Consider the following 16,013-nt stretch of genomic DNA (forward strand, 5'->3'; position numbering starts at 1 on the left):
AAAATATCATTGAATTTCATCAGTAAAGAAGGAAGGGATGATGGACAGGGTAAAGGGATTTGCAGGTCCGCTGCTGGCCGGTCTCAGTTTATTTTTATTGTTGCCGCTGACTCATGCTAATCCGTTGGATTATTACGTCCAGCGTGCCCGAACACCGTCATTGCCTTTGGCTGGGAAAAAAATTCATGAAGGCCGTTTCCAGCAATGGATTGATCACCATCAGCATGACCTCGGGACATTTGCACAACGTTATTATGTGGATGAACATTTCGCGGCCGGAAAAGACGCCCCCGTTTTTTTCTACATTTGCGGTGAGGGGGCGTGTGAAAAACGCCATTTACAGGGAGCTATCTGGCATTTTGCTCAACAGTTTCATGCCCGGCTGGTGGCTTTGGAACACCGTTATTACGGCGAAAGCCATCCGTTTGCTACGTTGTCCGCAGCAAACCTGCGGTATTTGTCCACCGATGCCGCGCTGGATGATTTGGCCAATTTCCAGCAACAATTGAGCAAAGAGCGGCACTGGACAGGACGCTGGATCGCGTTTGGCGGTTCCTATCCCGGGTCGCTGGCGGCCTATTATCGTTTAAAATACCCGGAGCTGGCAGCAGGTGCTTTGGCGTCCTCAGCACCGGTGATGGCTAAAAGTGATTTCATTGACTACGATGCCCACGTGACGGAGGTTGCCGGTTCTGATTGCGCAGGCAGAATGCGGGAGGCGGTGCGTGACATTGAAGCGTCCTTCACAGACCCGACGCGTCTGCAGGAAATTAAGCAGCTTTTTAGCGCCGAAGCGATTCACGAGAATGTCGATTTTATCTATGTGGTCGCCGATTTGGGTGCCATGGCGGTGCAATACGGCATGCGCGATTATTTCTGTGAACAGTTGGCCTCGCCTGAAAAAACGGTTTTAGAGAACTACGCGGCATTTGCCCAGGCCATTTTTAACCAGTATGGCATCACCGCCGTGGAACTCAGCGCCCAGGGCGCGATCAGTGAGAACCCTGCTGACTATAATAAAGGATTCGGACTGCGTGCCTGGCTTTATCAATCCTGCACTGAGTATGGTTACTGGCAGAACGCTCACCCCAATCCGGACAAGTCGACTCGATCCAGACTGATTAATGACGAATACCATCAAAGGCTCTGTCAACGGCTGTTTGGTCTGACGCAGCCGGCCAACACGGAGCGGATGAACACCGCCTATTATTTTCCCTTGATCGAAAGCGGCATTGACAACATTCATTTCACCAATGGCGAACAGGATCCCTGGTCCCTGTTGTCTTTAGCCGATCGCAATAACAATACCGGCAATCCCGGGTTGGCTTACAGTATGATTGCTGGCGCGTCGCATTGTGACGATTTGGCCGCGCCAAGTGCGGACGATTCAGATTCGCTGATTCAGACGCGTGAACGGACAGCGTTATTGCTGCAAGACTGGCTGACGTCTTGAATTCAGGACGAACAGGAAGCTTATACGCTATTACGGATGGGCTGAGCGCAGTGGCTCAGGACACTGATTACATGGAGAGAATAAATGGCAAAGGTACTTTGTGTTTTGTATGATGATCCGGTCACCGGCTACCCTGAGCATTATGCCCGTGAGGGTATTCCGCGCATCAGCCATTACCCCGGGGGCCAATCCTTGCCTAATCCTGAGCGAATTGATTTTAAACCAGGGGAATTGCTGGGCAGTGTCTCAGGCGAGTTGGGTTTGCGCGCTTTTCTTGAAAGTCAGGGCCATACTCTGGTGGTGACGTCAGATAAAGACGGCCCCCATTCCCGTTTTGAGCAGGAATTGCCGGAGGCCGACATCGTCATTTCCCAACCGTTCTGGCCGGCTTATCTGACGTCAGAGCGTTTGGCCAAAGCCAGGAAATTGAAGTTAGCAATAACAGCGGGTATTGGGTCCGATCATGTGGATTTGAATGCGGCCATGGCCCATGGCATCACGGTGGCTGAAGTCACCTACTCCAACAGCATCAGCGTGGCGGAACATGTGGTGATGATGATCCTGGCTTTAGTTCGCTACTATATCCCCTCCTACCAGCAGGTGATAGACGGGGGATGGAATATTGCTGACTGTGTGACACGTTCTTATGATCTCGAAGGCATGGCGGTGGGTTCATTAGGTGCCGGCCGTATTGGTCTTGCGGCCATGCGCCGTTTAAAGCCATTTGACGTGATACTGCATTATACCGATTATCACCGGTTGCCTAAGTCGGTGGAACAAGAATTGGGCCTCGTTTATCACCCCAATGTGCAATCCATGCTGCCACACTGTGACGTGGTGACAATCAATGTGCCCCTGCATGCGGAAACAGAGCATCTGTTTGACGATAAACTGCTGGCTCACATGAAAAAAGGAGCGTACCTGATTAACACGGCACGAGGTAAAATTTGTGATCGGGATGCCATTGTTCGCGCCTGCAAATCAGGACAGCTAGCTGGCTATGCGGGTGATGTCTGGTTCCCTCAGCCTGCACCGCATAACCATCCCTGGCGTTTCATGCCTCATCATGGGATGACTCCCCATATTTCCGGGACATCCCTGTCTGCTCAGGCAAGGTATGCGGCAGGCACCCGTGAAATTCTGGAGTGCTGGTTGGCAGGCCGTCCGATCCGTAACGAATACCTGGTGGTGAATCAGGGACGTCTGGCCGGGGTGGGCGCTCATTCCTACACGGCAGGTAACGTGTCTGTGGGTGTGGAATAAAGAGTTTGGCGTTATCCCTGACTCACAAGGTCAGGGAGGCCGCTGCATTAAATGGTTTCCCGCTTGTCGTCACACGACGGAAGTCAGCTATACTATGGAATTGATTAAAAGGTCTTGCTTAAAGCCGATTGTGGCTTTATCGACCCAATGAATTCAGATTGCTTATGGTGTGGGAAAAATTAACCCGGGATTTTTATAATCGCGACACGGTGGAGGTGGCTCAATCCCTGCTGGGCCACTACCTCATTCACCGGGTGGGGGATGAAGAACGTGTTGGCAAAATCGTCGAGGTAGAGGCTTACCTCGGTCAACGGGATTTGGCGGCGCATTCCTCACGTGGCATCACGCCGCGCACGCGTGTGATGTTTGGTCCCCCGGGCTATGCCTATGTTTACCTCATCTATGGCATGTACCATTGCGTCAATGTGGTGACTGAACCTGAAGGGCAGGGCACGGCGGTGCTGCTGCGGGCGCTTGAACCCATTCACAACATTGCCGGCCGTACTCAGGGTCCTGGCCTGCTTTGCCGGGCCATGGGAATCGACAGGCAGTTGAATGCCCATGACTTGTTGAGTGACACTTTCTTTGTCGCTAAAAATCCTGCAGTTGAACCCTTCTCCGTGATTAAGACTCCCCGCATTGGTGTGGATTATGCGAAAGAATGGGCAAAAGAGGAACTGCGTTTTTACATTAAAGACAACCCTTTCGTTTCCCGGCGTAAATAACGCTGACAAACTGCAATACCTTGGTTATGCTAGTGATTTAGTGATTAGTCAGGACAGCCATGGAATCAGGTTATCTGTTGGTATTGGGGTTTTGCACCTGGACGTTGATTTTATTGTTCAGTATTGGTTTATTGCGCGTTAGTCTCACCGTAAGCGGTCAACGCCGCGCCAACGCGTTTTCTCCGTTTGGTGATGATGTGTCGCCTTTTGCCAATCGCTTATGCCGCGCCCATGCCAACTGTTACGAAAACCTTCCTGTGGTTATAGGCGTGGTCTTTGTAGCCGCCTTGACCCAGCAATTGCCTGTTATTAATCCTCTGGTACTCACTTTTTTGACCTTAAGGGTATTGCAGTCCATTGTTCATGTCCTGTCGACCCGGGTTCTGGCGGTGCTGGTGCGTTTTGTATTTTTTGCTGGGCAGGTGCTCATTCTTTTCTACTGGATTATCCGCTTGTTCAGCCAGTCGATAGGCAGTGTTTAATACGGGTTTCCACACATGAAATGCCTGCTTTTCTGAGTTGACGGCGTAGTAAATACGGCTAAAATGGGCCTTCTAATAAGGAGATACCCATGCCGTTAGCCACGCTCGATATCCATTGTCTCGTCAGGGAAAAAACAAAGATTGCCATTGATCAATGCGGTTATGAGCAATTGCGAAACCTTTGTATTGAGGTCAGGCCGTTAGAGTCAGTCATTCAGGCGGTAGCCGGCTTGCTTTCCACTGACTGTGAGAAAGACAAGAAAGAAAGTAAGGAATCGCTCACGCAGGCTTTCTTCAAACAACAGGAGGAAGAAGACAAGAAAGAGGATCTTAACGATAAACGCGAGGCTGAGAACGACAGGCAATTGGCGGAATCCCTCTCCCAAACGCTCAACCGCTTAAACAAACAAATCAGCCAGGAACAAAGCCGTCTTGATGCCCTTGTTTTACGTCATCAGGGACTAAGCAAGCAACTGCTTGAACTGAACCGGCAGATAAGTCAACTGGAAAGCGTTCAGCACAGCCATGGTCATTCGGTGGGTGCGCATCATCATGGCCATGCCGCGACCACCCATCACCACGAACACACGCCGCTTGTTCATCATCATGGTCATGCTGTGGTGAGCCATCACCCTTCCGAGGACTTGCAGGCGTTGATTTCACGACGTAGTCATCTTGAAGGACAATGCCGTAATGCGGAGCTTGACGTTTTCAACGCGAAAACCACTCTCAGTCAATTAAAAGCAGCCTATGATAAAAACAGTACTGAATTCGACACGATTCCTCGACGGGAAAAGCAGAGGCAACAACGCAGTTTTGAGCGGGAAACCCGGACAAAAGCACGCAATGAAGGCACAATGAATCAGTTATCTGAAAAAAAACGCAAGGAACTGGAAAAAGACATTCTCTTCTGCGATAAAAAACTGGAGCAAAAGAAAGAGGACCTTTTAAAAACAGCCAACGCGATCAGTTATCGCTGTTTGATTGATGTCTTGCTTCATGACACAGACTTAAGCCGGCTCGATGGGCAGCAAAAATTTTTACTGCACATTGCCGAGACGATGAGTGCCTACCTGCAGGAAAAGGAAAAAGAAAGGCAGGAGAGGATGAATCTTGAGCAAGCTGAGTCGCTTCATAATAGCCTGTGGCAGGCATTGGCAAATGCCAGAAACCGCGTGCAGAATCTGTTGCAATCCAATCCGCAATTGATGCGGCGAAATGAGCAATTGGCGGCAGAGAATGAGGACTTACGGGCTCAGATTGCACGGCGGGAACCGGTGCGTCGCCGCGCCCTTGTTGCCTCCCTGTTTGCTTTCTTTGCTGCGGTTCTTGGCATTGGCATTCCTTCCGCCTTGCCATTGACGATGTTACCTCTCGCTGCGGGCTTAGGCCCTCTGCTGTTTATACCGGGCGGAGCAGCCGCGCTGGTCTTGGTGGGTTTGCTCGTGACGGTCCTGGTTTATACGTTAATGAATAAGGCAAGCCAGAGGCAACTTGAAGAAAAAGCCAGCGAAATGAGGCAAAACACCCAAACCTGGCAGGATCAGGCAGAGGAAATCAGTGGCCTTAAGGACAAAAAAATTCCTCAACTGGAAGAGGAGGTTAACCGGAGCTATTTAAGCGTGAATCAAATCAAAGGCAAGATAAGTTCTCATGCTGAAACAGCGGCTTTTTATCATAACAAAGCGTCCCAAATACAAGCCACAAACCTGGCGTTTGCTGCCAATTCAGAGCAGTTTTTCTCCCTCCCCGTGCAGGGTCCATACGCCCCTTCAGCACCGCCGGTTGATTCGTTGGGTATGGACTTTAAAAACTGATTTTGGCTATTGCCGGCTGCATGGCAATAGCTGGCGATTAATACCCAAAGGTGGATGTGCTGGAGTAGGTTGGATTCTCGTCCATGTCGCTCACTTCAGGGACAGGATTCTGCGTTTGGTCGGCTTTCCCGTTCTGTATTTCAGGGTCAGCGCTTGACTTGGAAGCCGATTTTTCTTTGGATCCCAGGTATTGGGTGCTGGATCTTACTTTTCCGTCATAGCCTGTTTTTCTCAAGCCCGACATCTGTTCGTTGGCATCTCGTTCCTCTGGCGTTTCAGCGCGGGAGGACATTAAGCCAACGGTCATAAGATCAATGGCGTCAGGGGAAATCAGGTGGATTGCGGCTAAGAATTTCGCCACATACAATAACGGATTGAAACCGCGGGTTTCTGCATCACTGGTGACGGCGGTGCCAGTGGCCATTTCCACGTTATCGTGCTTGGTGCGGGTACTGCCATAATTTTTAAAAAACGCCAGTTTGGCCTCAGGCGAATCATTATAACCCAGCAATACCCCGGTGTCGGCGAACTGCCGGCGCAACGCGGCACGTTGTTCATCAATTTCACCGGCACGATCTGCGGCACTCATGCAACCGCCCATCAAGGCGCCGATGCTTTCTGCCAGCAGCCCTTCATAATTGGCTTTGGCAATTTCTTTTCTGTCGGCTAAATGCTTGATGTAGGAAGGGGCATTAAGCGGAAAGGCGAGAATAGTAAAGACTGTTGAAAGTGTCCATAAGACAAATCGTGTAGTCCAATTGATCACGTGACCAATCACCGGAACGGTGTCGCGAACGTCGCGGGTAAAATTGGAAATCACGCGGCGCATGGAGCCAAACCAGGTTTCATGCACGGTGCATTTTAATTCGACAGCAGCTTGCAGGCTTAGATTAAGGGTTTCACGATCAAGCTCACTGAGGTCGCCGGGAAGAGGGTTGTCCCGCAGGGTCGCGCTCAGTTGTCTGACTGCCGCCTTCACTTTTTCGCCCCGGGGTTTATGAAGGGTAATCAGGGAATGGTCACGTGATTTTAAGAAATCGATGATGGTGCTTAAGTTAGGGTCATTTAATTGCGTGTTGCACTTTTCAAAGAGCTCGACGGCATTGTTAATCAATTGCCGGGCGTCATTCACATCCTTGTTGCGAATACGGGCCCGCGAATGCCACATGTTCACGCAGTTGTTGGTTTCCAAAAGATTCACCTTGACCACCCGGTATTGATCATACCCGTAGGTAGCAAGCAATTTTCCTCGCTGACCGGATGAGCCCTCGTACACCTCAATGCCGTTGTCTGTCTGCTTGAGTAATGATTTGTTCAGGATCACAACCCGATGGGGTTTTTCTCTCTCACAAAGAACCAGGCTTTTCGACAACATGGTACGAACCGCTTCATTGGCTTCCTGTTTCGCATCGATGACGCTGCCGTCAAAACCGCTGACGGCTTTGGTTTGATCCGGGGATAATGTGACTTCATCGCCAATTAAGGTCTGATGAAGAATGGTTAAAGGGATGGGACGATTGCCAGCATCCTGGAATAAACACCCCCAGCTGCTCATGAACGCCGTGATTTCCTGCGCCAGGCGAGCTCTGCTGAAAAGCTGCAGGTGATTGAAATCGGTCAGTTTCTGGCGCTCGATGGGATTTTTTATTTCAAGAGGATCGGTAATGGCCATGCGCACATGATGTCCCATGTGCACCAGGCGATTGGTGTCATCGACAATAAAGTCGGTGCAATCAAAGGCATTGGCCGGATTGGGGGTAAAACGCGTCATGGGCGTGGAAGACAGGGAAGCAAGTTGTTCCTTGTTGGCCTGCAGGAATTTTTGAAACCAGCTGCCAGCCATGTTGTTCTGGTTCAAACCCAGTTTTTCGGCAAAATCGTGAAGCCACGTCCGATTGTTTGTTTGCCATAAATCCAGGCGGCTGTCGCCTCCCGTTAAGCGAAACTCCGAGGGACCAAAGGTCATCGGCTCGGCATAGCGCAACATGGTATGAGACGAACCGGGCGCTTTTCTTTCTATGCTGCAGTGTGCAATACAAAGATCCCGCTTCCAGACAAAGTCTCGCACGAGGCCAATGGCTTTTTCAGCATGGCTGCGTTCCTCAACCACATTGTATTCCACAAGCAGCGAAGCCAGGGCGGCATTAAACCGCTTTAATTCTTTCATCGCAGCGGCAATCTGTTTTTTACCTTTTAAATCAGCCTCATAATTGGCCATGTTATTTTTGAATTGGAAAAGCAGCTTCATCAGATGGGCTATTGCCTCTTGATTGGGATGCTCGGTCAATGATTGCAGGGCGCCTTGGCTGTCTCGAAGCTTAAGCGGAAAAGCATGTTTTAGTATTTCAATCACTGCATTGGCCGAATCAATGCCCCGGGCAAAAACATCAAACACACCACTGTTAAAATTCTTTTGGCGGGAGGGATCGAAAACACGGATGGTTTTTTTGCCAAATGCCGAGTCTTCATCAAACTTGATTTTAACGGATTTAGTATCCAGATGCGCATTACGTGCATGGATGAGATGGCTCTGAAGTGTAGCTAATGCCTCAAGGTGTTTTGCCGTGTCATTGGAGGAGGGGGGCGAGAAGGGGTGGACGCTGGGTGCCATCAAATTTATCCAGCGAAGCTGCGCTATTTGTATTTTGTTTTCAAATTGAATACCGGCTATGGCTTGCTGTAACTCAAGAGCCTGCTGTTCAGTTAATGGCATTGCCTGTGTTCCAAATTCGCTCACACTATGTATATAAAATACCATAGTTTGCTTGGCTTAATATTAACAGATTATTAAGAAAGCGGTGTTCTGCGTCTTGGGCCCCATTGTTCTGCATCAAAAAACCGCTATGATAGGATTTTCACAAGGAGATTCACCTCATGGAAAGCCTGGTTCGACGTTTAATCTGGGTATTGATTTTATTTGCTTTTTTTGGCGAACTGACAGTGCGGGCTTCTTCTCCTCCCATCGCGTATACCGACACAGGGAAAGGGCCGACTCTGGTTTTTATTCATGCATTTCCAACGGACAAACGCTTATGGATTCCGCAACAATCCTTAGCCAGTCAGTTTCGCGTTATTACCCTTGATTTGTGGGGGTTTGGCCAGTCCCAATCCGTCAATGGCGAAGCCGTCAGTATGAGTGACTATGCCGAGGAGGTGGCTTTGCTTCTTCAGCACCTGCGGATTAAAAAAGCCATCCTTGCCGGCGAATCGATGGGTGGGTATGTGGCCTTGGCTTTTTTGAAAAAATACCCGCTCAAGACAGCCGGTTTAATTTTATCGGACACGCAGGCCATTGCAGACACAATACCCATGCAGGAAAAGAGAGAACAGGCTGCTCAGGACATCCTGCAGCATGGAAACAAGGCTTTTATTGAGGGATTTTTGCCTAAGGCATTGTCAGCCCACGCCGCGACGGCGTTGCGAACCTGGCTCCACAATGTTTTGTCGGCGCAGTCCCCCGCGGCCATGGCCTCGGCGTTAAGAGGCATGGCCATGCGAGAGGATGCCACCTCGCTTTTGGCGGTAACGGACTTACCGGTTCTTTTCATAACCGGTGCGGAGGATGCCTTGATTTCACCGGAGCAAAGCCGGGCCATGCAGGCCATCACCAAACAGAGCCGGCTTGTAGTTATTGAAGAAGCTGGTCATTTGGCGAATCTTGAAAAGCCCGAGGAGTGGAATCAGGCGGTGATCGATTTTTTCAACCCCCCCACTGGCGAGGAAGGCAATAAAAGATGAATTCCAGAAGGCTTTGGTGTAACCTAAGCCCGAGAAAACAGGAGAAGGCAGGATGAGGTAGATGACGGCGTATACCGTGTATATGCTTCGCTGTGTAAATGGCAGCCTTTATACGGGCTACACGACTAATCTGGAGCGTCGCTACCAGGCGCATCTGGCAGGAAAATGCAAGTATACCCGCAGTTTTAAACCAGTCGAAATTGCTGCTCATTGGCAGGTCTTTGACAAGTCTGCCGCCTTAAAGCTTGAGCGATTTATTAAGACGCTGTCGCGCCGGGAAAAGGAAGCCTTGTTGACGTTGCCCAGTCTTTGTCCATTCATGACTAATGCCCCGGATAAACGGGAGGTTGAGGAAAGCTGATGAATCAAAAAGTGTTTGTAAACCGCATTTTGAATATGAAGAAAATCAAGTACATTGGTCTGGATATGGACCATACCTTGCTCCGCTACAACACCAAAAAGCTTGAAACGCTGGTTTACACATTGGTTGTGGAAAAATTAATCAGCCACAACAATTATCCTGCCGCTATCCGCACGTTTCAGTTTAATTTCGATGACGCCATTCGGGGTCTGGTGATTGACAGCAAAAATGGCAACCTGCTTAAACTGAGCCGGTATGCGGCCATTCGCCAGAGTTATCATGGCACCCGTCCCATCAGCTATGCGGAGCAGCAGGACATTTACCGCAGTATCTATGTGGATTTAAGCGATGCCAATTACAAAGCGATTGATACGTCCTTCTCGATTGCTTTTGCTGTGTTGTACAGCCAATTGGTTGATTACAAGGATGAATACCCCAGTCAATTGCCCAGTTATCATGACATTGCCATGGACGTGCTGAAATACGTCGACATGGCGCACGCCGACGGCAGCCTTAAAAAAGTGATCAGTGAGAACCTTGACGACTATGTCATCAAGGACAAGGAGGTGGTGGAAGGACTTCAATGGTACATTCGCCATGGGAAGAAGGTTTTTGTACTGACCAATTCCGATTATTTTTACACCAAACTAATGCTCGATTATGCCATTAATCCCTTTCTTGACGAGGGAAAAGACTGGACCAGTTTGTTTGAGTTTGTGATTACGCTGGCGAATAAACCCCGGTTTTTTTATGACAATCTGCGCTTTTTACACATTAATGCGAAAGACGGCAGCATGACCAATTTGAATGGGCCGATTGTCCCAGGCATTTATCAAGGCGGCTGTGCCAATAAATTCACGCATGATCTTAACTTGAAGGGCGATGAAATTCTCTACATCGGTGACCATATCTATGGGGATATTGTCCGTTTGAAAAAGGATTGTAACTGGCGTACGGCGTTGGTAGTCGAAGAATTGGGCGATGAAATTGAGGCTCAGGCGAAAGCCTTGCCGACCACGCTCAAAATCGGTGAAGCCATGAATGTTAAAAAAACGCTGGAGCAGCAGTATGTGGAACTCTGTACCCAACGCATCGATGAGCACTCCAAAGCGTTTGATGAAGACATTAATGAGTTACAGAAAAAATTAAACGCCATCGATGCGGAGCTGGCGAAACTTCTGCAGGAGCAGCATCAGTATTACAATCCGAAATGGGATCGGGTTTTCCGAGCCGGTGCTGAGGAAAGTTATTTTGCCTATCAGGTGGATCGTTTTGCCTGTATTTACATGGCGAAGTTGTCTGATTTGCTGGCGCATTCACCCATCACCTATTTCCGCGCCAATCGCAGACCTCTGGCACATGACATTGATTTTATCGCGGCAACCCCCACGGCCGATAAATACCCCCCGCGTTAGCGCAGAATTACCTGCTGTAATTCCTTAACGTGGACTTATCACCCTCTCCCGCATGGAGAGGGTGGCAAAGAGTAAGACGAAATGATGCCCATGGCTTTTTCGGAAGCTCAAAGCATGCGCTGCAGTCCTCAAAATAATTATTTTTTGATAATCAGTGGTATTTAATTCTTCCTTAATCTGTCTCTGTTATTTTAAATACCTAAAGGGTGTTGAGGGTATTTGTCATGGCGGGTTACACGGATTTAGGTAATGAGGCTACGGAACTGATATTAGGGAAAAAATTCTCTGATACACACGTTGCCGAGGGCAATGACCTGAATCAATCATTCCAGTATTGCATAGAAACAGTAGATAAAGACAACAAGCTTCTCGTTATTTTGACCCCTATTCAACACGATCTAGGCGGTGTACTGGCGGGCTTCCGAAAGCGTATTCCCGAGCTTCAAACCGGACAGCCACGTTTTCATATTCTCGCCGGTGTCGTCGGCAACGGCGTCACGGAACGCCACATTGCCAGCATGTATGTGCCGCCGCATGGGGATATTCATTTTTTTGATCCTAAGGCAAGTGATCGGGAAAAATTTTTCTCGGATAAACTCACTGATCGAAAGTTTAGCTGGCGCCGGCTAATCCCCGCTCTATGGAATGCCTTGTCGCCAAGACCCACATCCTCCTTCACCCTCTCTGATGGGGAAAACGAAAACAGGCCGGCAGTTCATTTTGCCTTGGGCACCCAGTCATTTTTTGACGGGGTTTCCTGCGGTTATCATCATGCGGCGCAACTGCTGGTGTTAAAAGACCTCATCATGCACAAAAAACCTGTGACGGTGGAGGCCTTACTGGACCAACTCCGCAATCCCGTCCATGAAAGCAGTGAGGCGCTGCAGAAAACCCTTTATGAATCAATGGCCACGAACCGCTTTTGGGCGTTCATGAAAAAAGCCTGGCTTGACACATACCTGCCGGATAAAATCGAAGAGGAGCGTCCAGCCCTGCATTTTGGGCATTATTTTATGGGTTGGCCTTCCAAAGAGGGCACTTTGCGCCAAGTAGGGTACTTCCTCACGCTGGGTTTTATTTTTAATCCCTTAATCAACGTGATCAAGTTGCCGGAATTAGTGGCCAATGGCGTATCGGAGTCCTTCAGTTTTCTTAAAAACAGCCTGATAGCCTGGGCTCCAACCCATCCAGCGACGCAATTTTTTCGTAGCGGTCTGTTATTAACCATCATTGCCCTGCAGGGACTGTTTAAAGGCTTGTATTTTGCGATTCGCACAGTGACATCCCCTATCACCAGTTTTAAAGAGGCCTGGCGTGTTCATCCCGCGCTGGGGATTTTAAGCGCTGTTGTTTCATTGAGCGCTTATGCGGCCCTGGTGTATTTTGCCGCGCCTGTTGTGGTGCCGATGCTCATGGCCGCTGCCCCTGCGGCGGCTCCGGTTTTTAATGCACTGGCTTATCCTTTGGTGCAGTTATTCGGTTTGATGGGGGTGTCGCTGGCGACAGGCACGGCGGCTGCAGGGACATTAACGCTGGGTGCTGCCCTTGTTCAGGCGGGTCAATTAGTACTGAATACACTGATTGATGCCGTTGAAACAATCCTCCCCAAAAAAGAAGCAATCGAGAAACCCGTCGAGGATTCACCACTTCCGAAGACCAGCAATGTCAATGACGCGTTAAAGAAAAGAGGAATTACAATTAAAGGAGACCCGCAACAATCAGAAGAAGAAGACGATTTTGAGATTTTAAATCCCTCAAAGCCTGTCGACGGCAATCACGTGTTTCGGTCTGAAAACCCCGTGGATGGGGATGACTTTAGCAATCCGTCCCCGTGCTCCGGCATCGTCTTTTAATCCGCTTGAGATAAGCCGATAAGGATTTTAACCACTGCAGTGTTCTCTGATAGCCCTTGCTTCGGTCAACCAAAGGCTTTAATCGCAGCAATTCATATTCGCGATAATACTGGCTGAGCTTGATCCTTAAGGCGGGAAACTGCTGCCCCAAGGTTCGCAATTGATCATTTAAGGTCGCGGGTGGGGCGACATCAACGCCCAGGGCTTTAAGGTGTTTTTTTAGTCTTGCGTATTCACGCGCCATGGGATCGCGGTAACGGTACTGCTGCCATTGATAAATAAGGCTGCCGATCAATAAAAAAGCGAGGAGAGCTGCGATAGACACCCTGAGTAGAGTTTGTCCATCCCAGTGATTAAGACCAAGCTCCTTTAAAAAGGCACGCTGATTATCGTAATTATAAAAAAGCAGCCACCGCTCCCAGAAAAATTGCAGGGATTCGAGAAACAGCCCAGTCTGCGCAAGCCAGGGGAGCGATCCTTCCTGAGACCATTGCGAGGCGATTGCTTTTCCCTGCTTGTCACGGATGGCCCGATCAATCCGTTCAGGGGCAATGTAGAGTGTCGGATCCAGGCGCCGCCATCCCTTCCCTTCCTGCCAGTATTCAATCCAGGCGTGGGCATCATTCTGCCGTACAGTCAGGTAGTGGGACATGGGATTCCATTGTCCGCCGTGATAACCCACCACCACTCGAGACGGGATCCCCACCGAGCGCAGGATAAAAGCGACCGAGCTGGCGTAATATTCACAATACCCCCGGCGCTGCTCAAACCAGAAATAATCCATCTGATGAAAGCGCCTGGGATTGTTAACCGACAGGCTGTACCAGAACGGTTCATTATGAATGTAATGTTTCAGTTCATTAACGAACGCCTCTGTATCACCCTGTACAGCCTCGAATTGTTGTTTGGCAAAAGCGCGTAATCGCGGGTTGTTGGCGGGCGGTAAATAAGTATTTAATTGCCTGTCTCTGGGAGAAATGGGCAAATAAAAGGGTCTTTTCTCAACGACGGCGTAGGCAAACCGCTGATAGACCTCGCGATCACCCGGCTGCACGAGTCCAACTCCCGGGGCATACAGGAGGTTGGGGTTGGCGGCATAAGGGTAGTCCTGGTAAAAAAGCCATTTTTTCTGATGCGGCTCAAGAAGGATCTGGTAGTCTGCGGTTTGTCCCTGCGGGATTTTTTCAAGGGGAGGAAAATAGGTGCTGTCGCGTTGCAGGGCAGTCCATCGCCAGCCATCGTAGTGACTGAGCACAATGCCACGCCAGTAGAGTGTTGGCAAAAAAGTTGGCTTAAATGTTACCCGCATGACTATCGAATCATCATTGAAAAGCTCATTCATTTTGTCCAGGGTGAGTTCTTCATTAAACCCCAATTGTCCCCGTGACAGGGAGGGCACCTGCCAGAGGGGATTGGTTAATCGTGGAAAAAGATAAAACATCACCAGTGTAATCGGGATCGCTAGCAGCATGTGCCTGACAATCAGTTTGCCGCCTGAGACCCAGGGTGTTTCAGGCGCAACGAGTTTTATCATCAACAACAGATTGGCAAACACAGCAAGGAGAAGGTAAATAAAAATCCATAATTCCTGGTAAACGATGAGGTTTGTCAGGATTAAATAGAAGTTACACAGAATGATGACGCGCAAATCACGCAGGTTTTGCAGTTCCAGACTCTTTAAGGCCACAAAAAGCAGTAAGAAGCCAATAAAAAATTGCCCTGACCACACGGTACCGTATTGCCAGAATAACAAGGCAAGGCATAGCGCAATTAAACCGAGTCTTATTCCGCCTGACGGCAATGGTGCAGGGTAATAGCTTACCAGCAGGCGGTAGCCGATTGCGCTTACGATCATCAGCGACAGCAATACCGGCATGTTCATTCCATGCGGTAAATAGCAGAACATCATCACCAGCAGGGCCAGACGCAGAGTGGGTGTGTACGTGGTTAACTTCATCAGTACGCTGCCAATTGGCGTAAACAGTGTTTTAAATGATTGGCACCCTGAGAATAGGCGGTGCGAATCCCCTTTAATTCAAGTCCATACGCCAACCCCTGTTGCTCAGCCTCAATCAGCCAGTAACTGACATGCTGTAATTTCTGTTCAATGTCCATGGCCGGCAGGTCATCGAGTTTAAACAACCAAAAGCGGCCTTCGGGATTGCTCATCGTTTTAAGATACCAACCCTGACCTCGCGCGGCAATTTTCCAGGCGATGCGATTAACCTGAACCCAGGGATTACTCACTGGCCTCAGGTTTTCCAGATCTTCAATGCCTGCCTGGCTTATTTTATTACTGCCTTCCTCGCTTGAGGCGGCTTGCGGCCAGAAGCCGGGTGACACGGGCTCGGGGTAAACAAAATAGGTTTTGTCAAAAAAAACATAGCCCCAGGTTCGAAAGAGACCAAAGGGAAAAACACTGTGGAATTGGATAGGTGGCAGTGTAAAACAACCGCGTCGTTCGCCTGGCAGATAAAGCGTTAATTCCTTTCCCTCTCCGGGGAGGCAATCGATGGTTTGGTGTGCTTCATGAGGTATGCCGCAGTGCAAACTGAAGCGTTGTCCATGAGCGCTTTTAATAAAGAGCCGCACAACCACGGGTGAGCCTCTGGGTACATCGACAATCTCCGTGCTGGTAATGGTCAAGCCTTTCAGGTTGGCATGGGTGGCCCAGGCACTGATCATGCCGATAATCGCTAAAAAAAACGTAAATAAAAAAATGGCGCTGATTTGGTAATTGATGGCACAAAGAAACAAGGTCAACAACACTGCCCCGTAGGCCCAGCCAAAACCGGAAGGCAGAATGTAGAGGTTAGCATTTTCCAATCGTTGTGGCTCACCCGGGGCATTGCGCCGCTTTGCCCATTGAAACCAATACTGTTTAATGCGATCGGTCATAAGCGTGT

Annotated in this window: 12 protein-coding genes; 9 read left to right on the forward strand and 3 right to left on the reverse strand. The window is 49.4% G+C overall.

Features of this window, described 5'->3' with window-relative positions:
- Nucleotides 1-37 precede the first annotated feature (37 nt).
- The 5 genes from GH742_RS03905 to GH742_RS03925 all read left to right on the forward strand — a co-directional run bounded on the left by GH742_RS03905 (nucleotide 38) and on the right by GH742_RS03925 (nucleotide 5,740).
- A complete protein-coding gene (locus GH742_RS03905) occupies nucleotides 38-1,453 on the forward strand; it encodes a S28 family serine protease (protein WP_239005271.1) in 1,416 nt (471 codons plus the stop codon).
- An 84-nt stretch (nucleotides 1,454-1,537) separates the two neighbouring features.
- On the forward strand, nucleotides 1,538-2,716 hold the full coding sequence (locus GH742_RS03910; RefSeq protein WP_203456185.1) for an NAD-dependent formate dehydrogenase: 1,179 nt from the start codon (nucleotides 1,538-1,540) through the stop codon (nucleotides 2,714-2,716).
- Between the two features lie 164 nt (nucleotides 2,717-2,880).
- Nucleotides 2,881-3,441 (forward strand): DNA-3-methyladenine glycosylase, encoded by a 561-nt coding sequence (locus GH742_RS03915; RefSeq protein WP_203456186.1) that lies wholly within the window; start codon nucleotides 2,881-2,883, stop codon nucleotides 3,439-3,441.
- A gap of 59 nt (nucleotides 3,442-3,500) precedes the next feature.
- Nucleotides 3,501-3,923: an MAPEG family protein gene (locus tag GH742_RS03920; protein WP_203456187.1), complete on the forward strand. Its 423-nt coding sequence runs from the start codon at nucleotides 3,501-3,503 to the stop codon at nucleotides 3,921-3,923.
- 89 nt (nucleotides 3,924-4,012) lie between these two features.
- A complete protein-coding gene (locus GH742_RS03925) occupies nucleotides 4,013-5,740 on the forward strand; it encodes a hypothetical protein (protein WP_203456188.1) in 1,728 nt (575 codons plus the stop codon).
- Between the two features lie 37 nt (nucleotides 5,741-5,777).
- Here GH742_RS03925 and GH742_RS03930 read toward each other — a convergent pair whose 3' ends face one another.
- Entirely contained in the window at nucleotides 5,778-8,453 is a 2,676-nt protein-coding gene (locus tag GH742_RS03930; protein WP_203456189.1) for a hypothetical protein, read from the reverse strand.
- A gap of 161 nt (nucleotides 8,454-8,614) precedes the next feature.
- Between GH742_RS03930 and GH742_RS03935 the strand changes: the two genes are divergently transcribed.
- From GH742_RS03935 to GH742_RS03950, 4 genes are all read left to right on the forward strand, one after another.
- Nucleotides 8,615-9,478 (forward strand): alpha/beta fold hydrolase, encoded by an 864-nt coding sequence (locus tag GH742_RS03935; protein WP_239005272.1) that lies wholly within the window; start codon nucleotides 8,615-8,617, stop codon nucleotides 9,476-9,478.
- Nucleotides 9,479-9,539: 61 nt separating this feature from the next.
- Nucleotides 9,540-9,839 (forward strand): GIY-YIG nuclease family protein, encoded by a 300-nt coding sequence (locus GH742_RS03940; protein WP_203456190.1) that lies wholly within the window; start codon nucleotides 9,540-9,542, stop codon nucleotides 9,837-9,839.
- Nucleotides 9,839-11,254 (forward strand): HAD-IG family 5'-nucleotidase, encoded by a 1,416-nt coding sequence (locus GH742_RS03945; protein WP_203456191.1) that lies wholly within the window; start codon nucleotides 9,839-9,841, stop codon nucleotides 11,252-11,254. The genes GH742_RS03940 and GH742_RS03945 overlap by 1 nt, the downstream gene beginning before the upstream one ends.
- Before the next feature lie 224 nt (nucleotides 11,255-11,478).
- Complete coding sequence (locus GH742_RS03950; RefSeq protein WP_203456192.1) at nucleotides 11,479-13,107, forward strand: hypothetical protein; 1,629 nt, start codon at nucleotides 11,479-11,481, stop codon at nucleotides 13,105-13,107.
- Here GH742_RS03950 and GH742_RS03955 read toward each other — a convergent pair.
- Together GH742_RS03955 and GH742_RS03960 are read right to left on the reverse strand one after the other, a co-directional pair.
- Nucleotides 13,070-15,064, reverse strand: a complete 1,995-nt coding sequence (locus GH742_RS03955; RefSeq protein WP_203456193.1) for a DUF3488 and transglutaminase-like domain-containing protein — start codon at nucleotides 15,062-15,064, stop codon at nucleotides 13,070-13,072. The genes GH742_RS03950 and GH742_RS03955 overlap by 38 nt on opposite strands.
- Nucleotides 15,064-16,005, reverse strand: a complete 942-nt coding sequence (locus GH742_RS03960) for a hypothetical protein (RefSeq protein ID WP_203456194.1) — start codon at nucleotides 16,003-16,005, stop codon at nucleotides 15,064-15,066. The genes GH742_RS03955 and GH742_RS03960 overlap by 1 nt, the downstream gene beginning before the upstream one ends.
- Between the last annotated feature and the right edge of the window lie 8 nt (nucleotides 16,006-16,013).

Source organism: Legionella sp. MW5194, assembly GCF_016864235.1.
In the GTDB taxonomy this organism is placed as follows: Bacteria; Pseudomonadota; Gammaproteobacteria; order Legionellales; family Legionellaceae; genus Legionella_C.

Excerpts from the sequence above, each read along its gene's own strand:
- GH742_RS03935 (WP_239005272.1), top strand. The coding sequence starts at position 8,615 with ATGGAAAGCCTGGTTCGACGTTTAATCTGGGTATTGATTTTATTTGCT.
- GH742_RS03920 (WP_203456187.1), top strand. The coding sequence starts at position 3,501 with ATGGAATCAGGTTATCTGTTGGTATTGGGGTTTTGCACCTGGACGTTG.
- GH742_RS03960 (WP_203456194.1), bottom strand. The coding sequence starts at position 16,005 with ATGACCGATCGCATTAAACAGTATTGGTTTCAATGGGCAAAGCGGCGC.
- GH742_RS03945 (WP_203456191.1), top strand. The coding sequence starts at position 9,839 with ATGAATCAAAAAGTGTTTGTAAACCGCATTTTGAATATGAAGAAAATC.
- GH742_RS03950 (WP_203456192.1), top strand. The coding sequence starts at position 11,479 with ATGGCGGGTTACACGGATTTAGGTAATGAGGCTACGGAACTGATATTA.
- GH742_RS03910 (WP_203456185.1), top strand. The coding sequence starts at position 1,538 with ATGGCAAAGGTACTTTGTGTTTTGTATGATGATCCGGTCACCGGCTAC.
- GH742_RS03940 (WP_203456190.1), top strand. The coding sequence starts at position 9,540 with ATGACGGCGTATACCGTGTATATGCTTCGCTGTGTAAATGGCAGCCTT.
- GH742_RS03955 (WP_203456193.1), bottom strand. The coding sequence starts at position 15,064 with ATGAAGTTAACCACGTACACACCCACTCTGCGTCTGGCCCTGCTGGTG.
- GH742_RS03915 (WP_203456186.1), top strand. The coding sequence starts at position 2,881 with ATGGTGTGGGAAAAATTAACCCGGGATTTTTATAATCGCGACACGGTG.
- GH742_RS03930 (WP_203456189.1), bottom strand. The coding sequence starts at position 8,453 with ATGCCATTAACTGAACAGCAGGCTCTTGAGTTACAGCAAGCCATAGCC.
- GH742_RS03905 (WP_239005271.1), top strand. The coding sequence starts at position 38 with ATGATGGACAGGGTAAAGGGATTTGCAGGTCCGCTGCTGGCCGGTCTC.
- GH742_RS03925 (WP_203456188.1), top strand. The coding sequence starts at position 4,013 with ATGCCGTTAGCCACGCTCGATATCCATTGTCTCGTCAGGGAAAAAACA.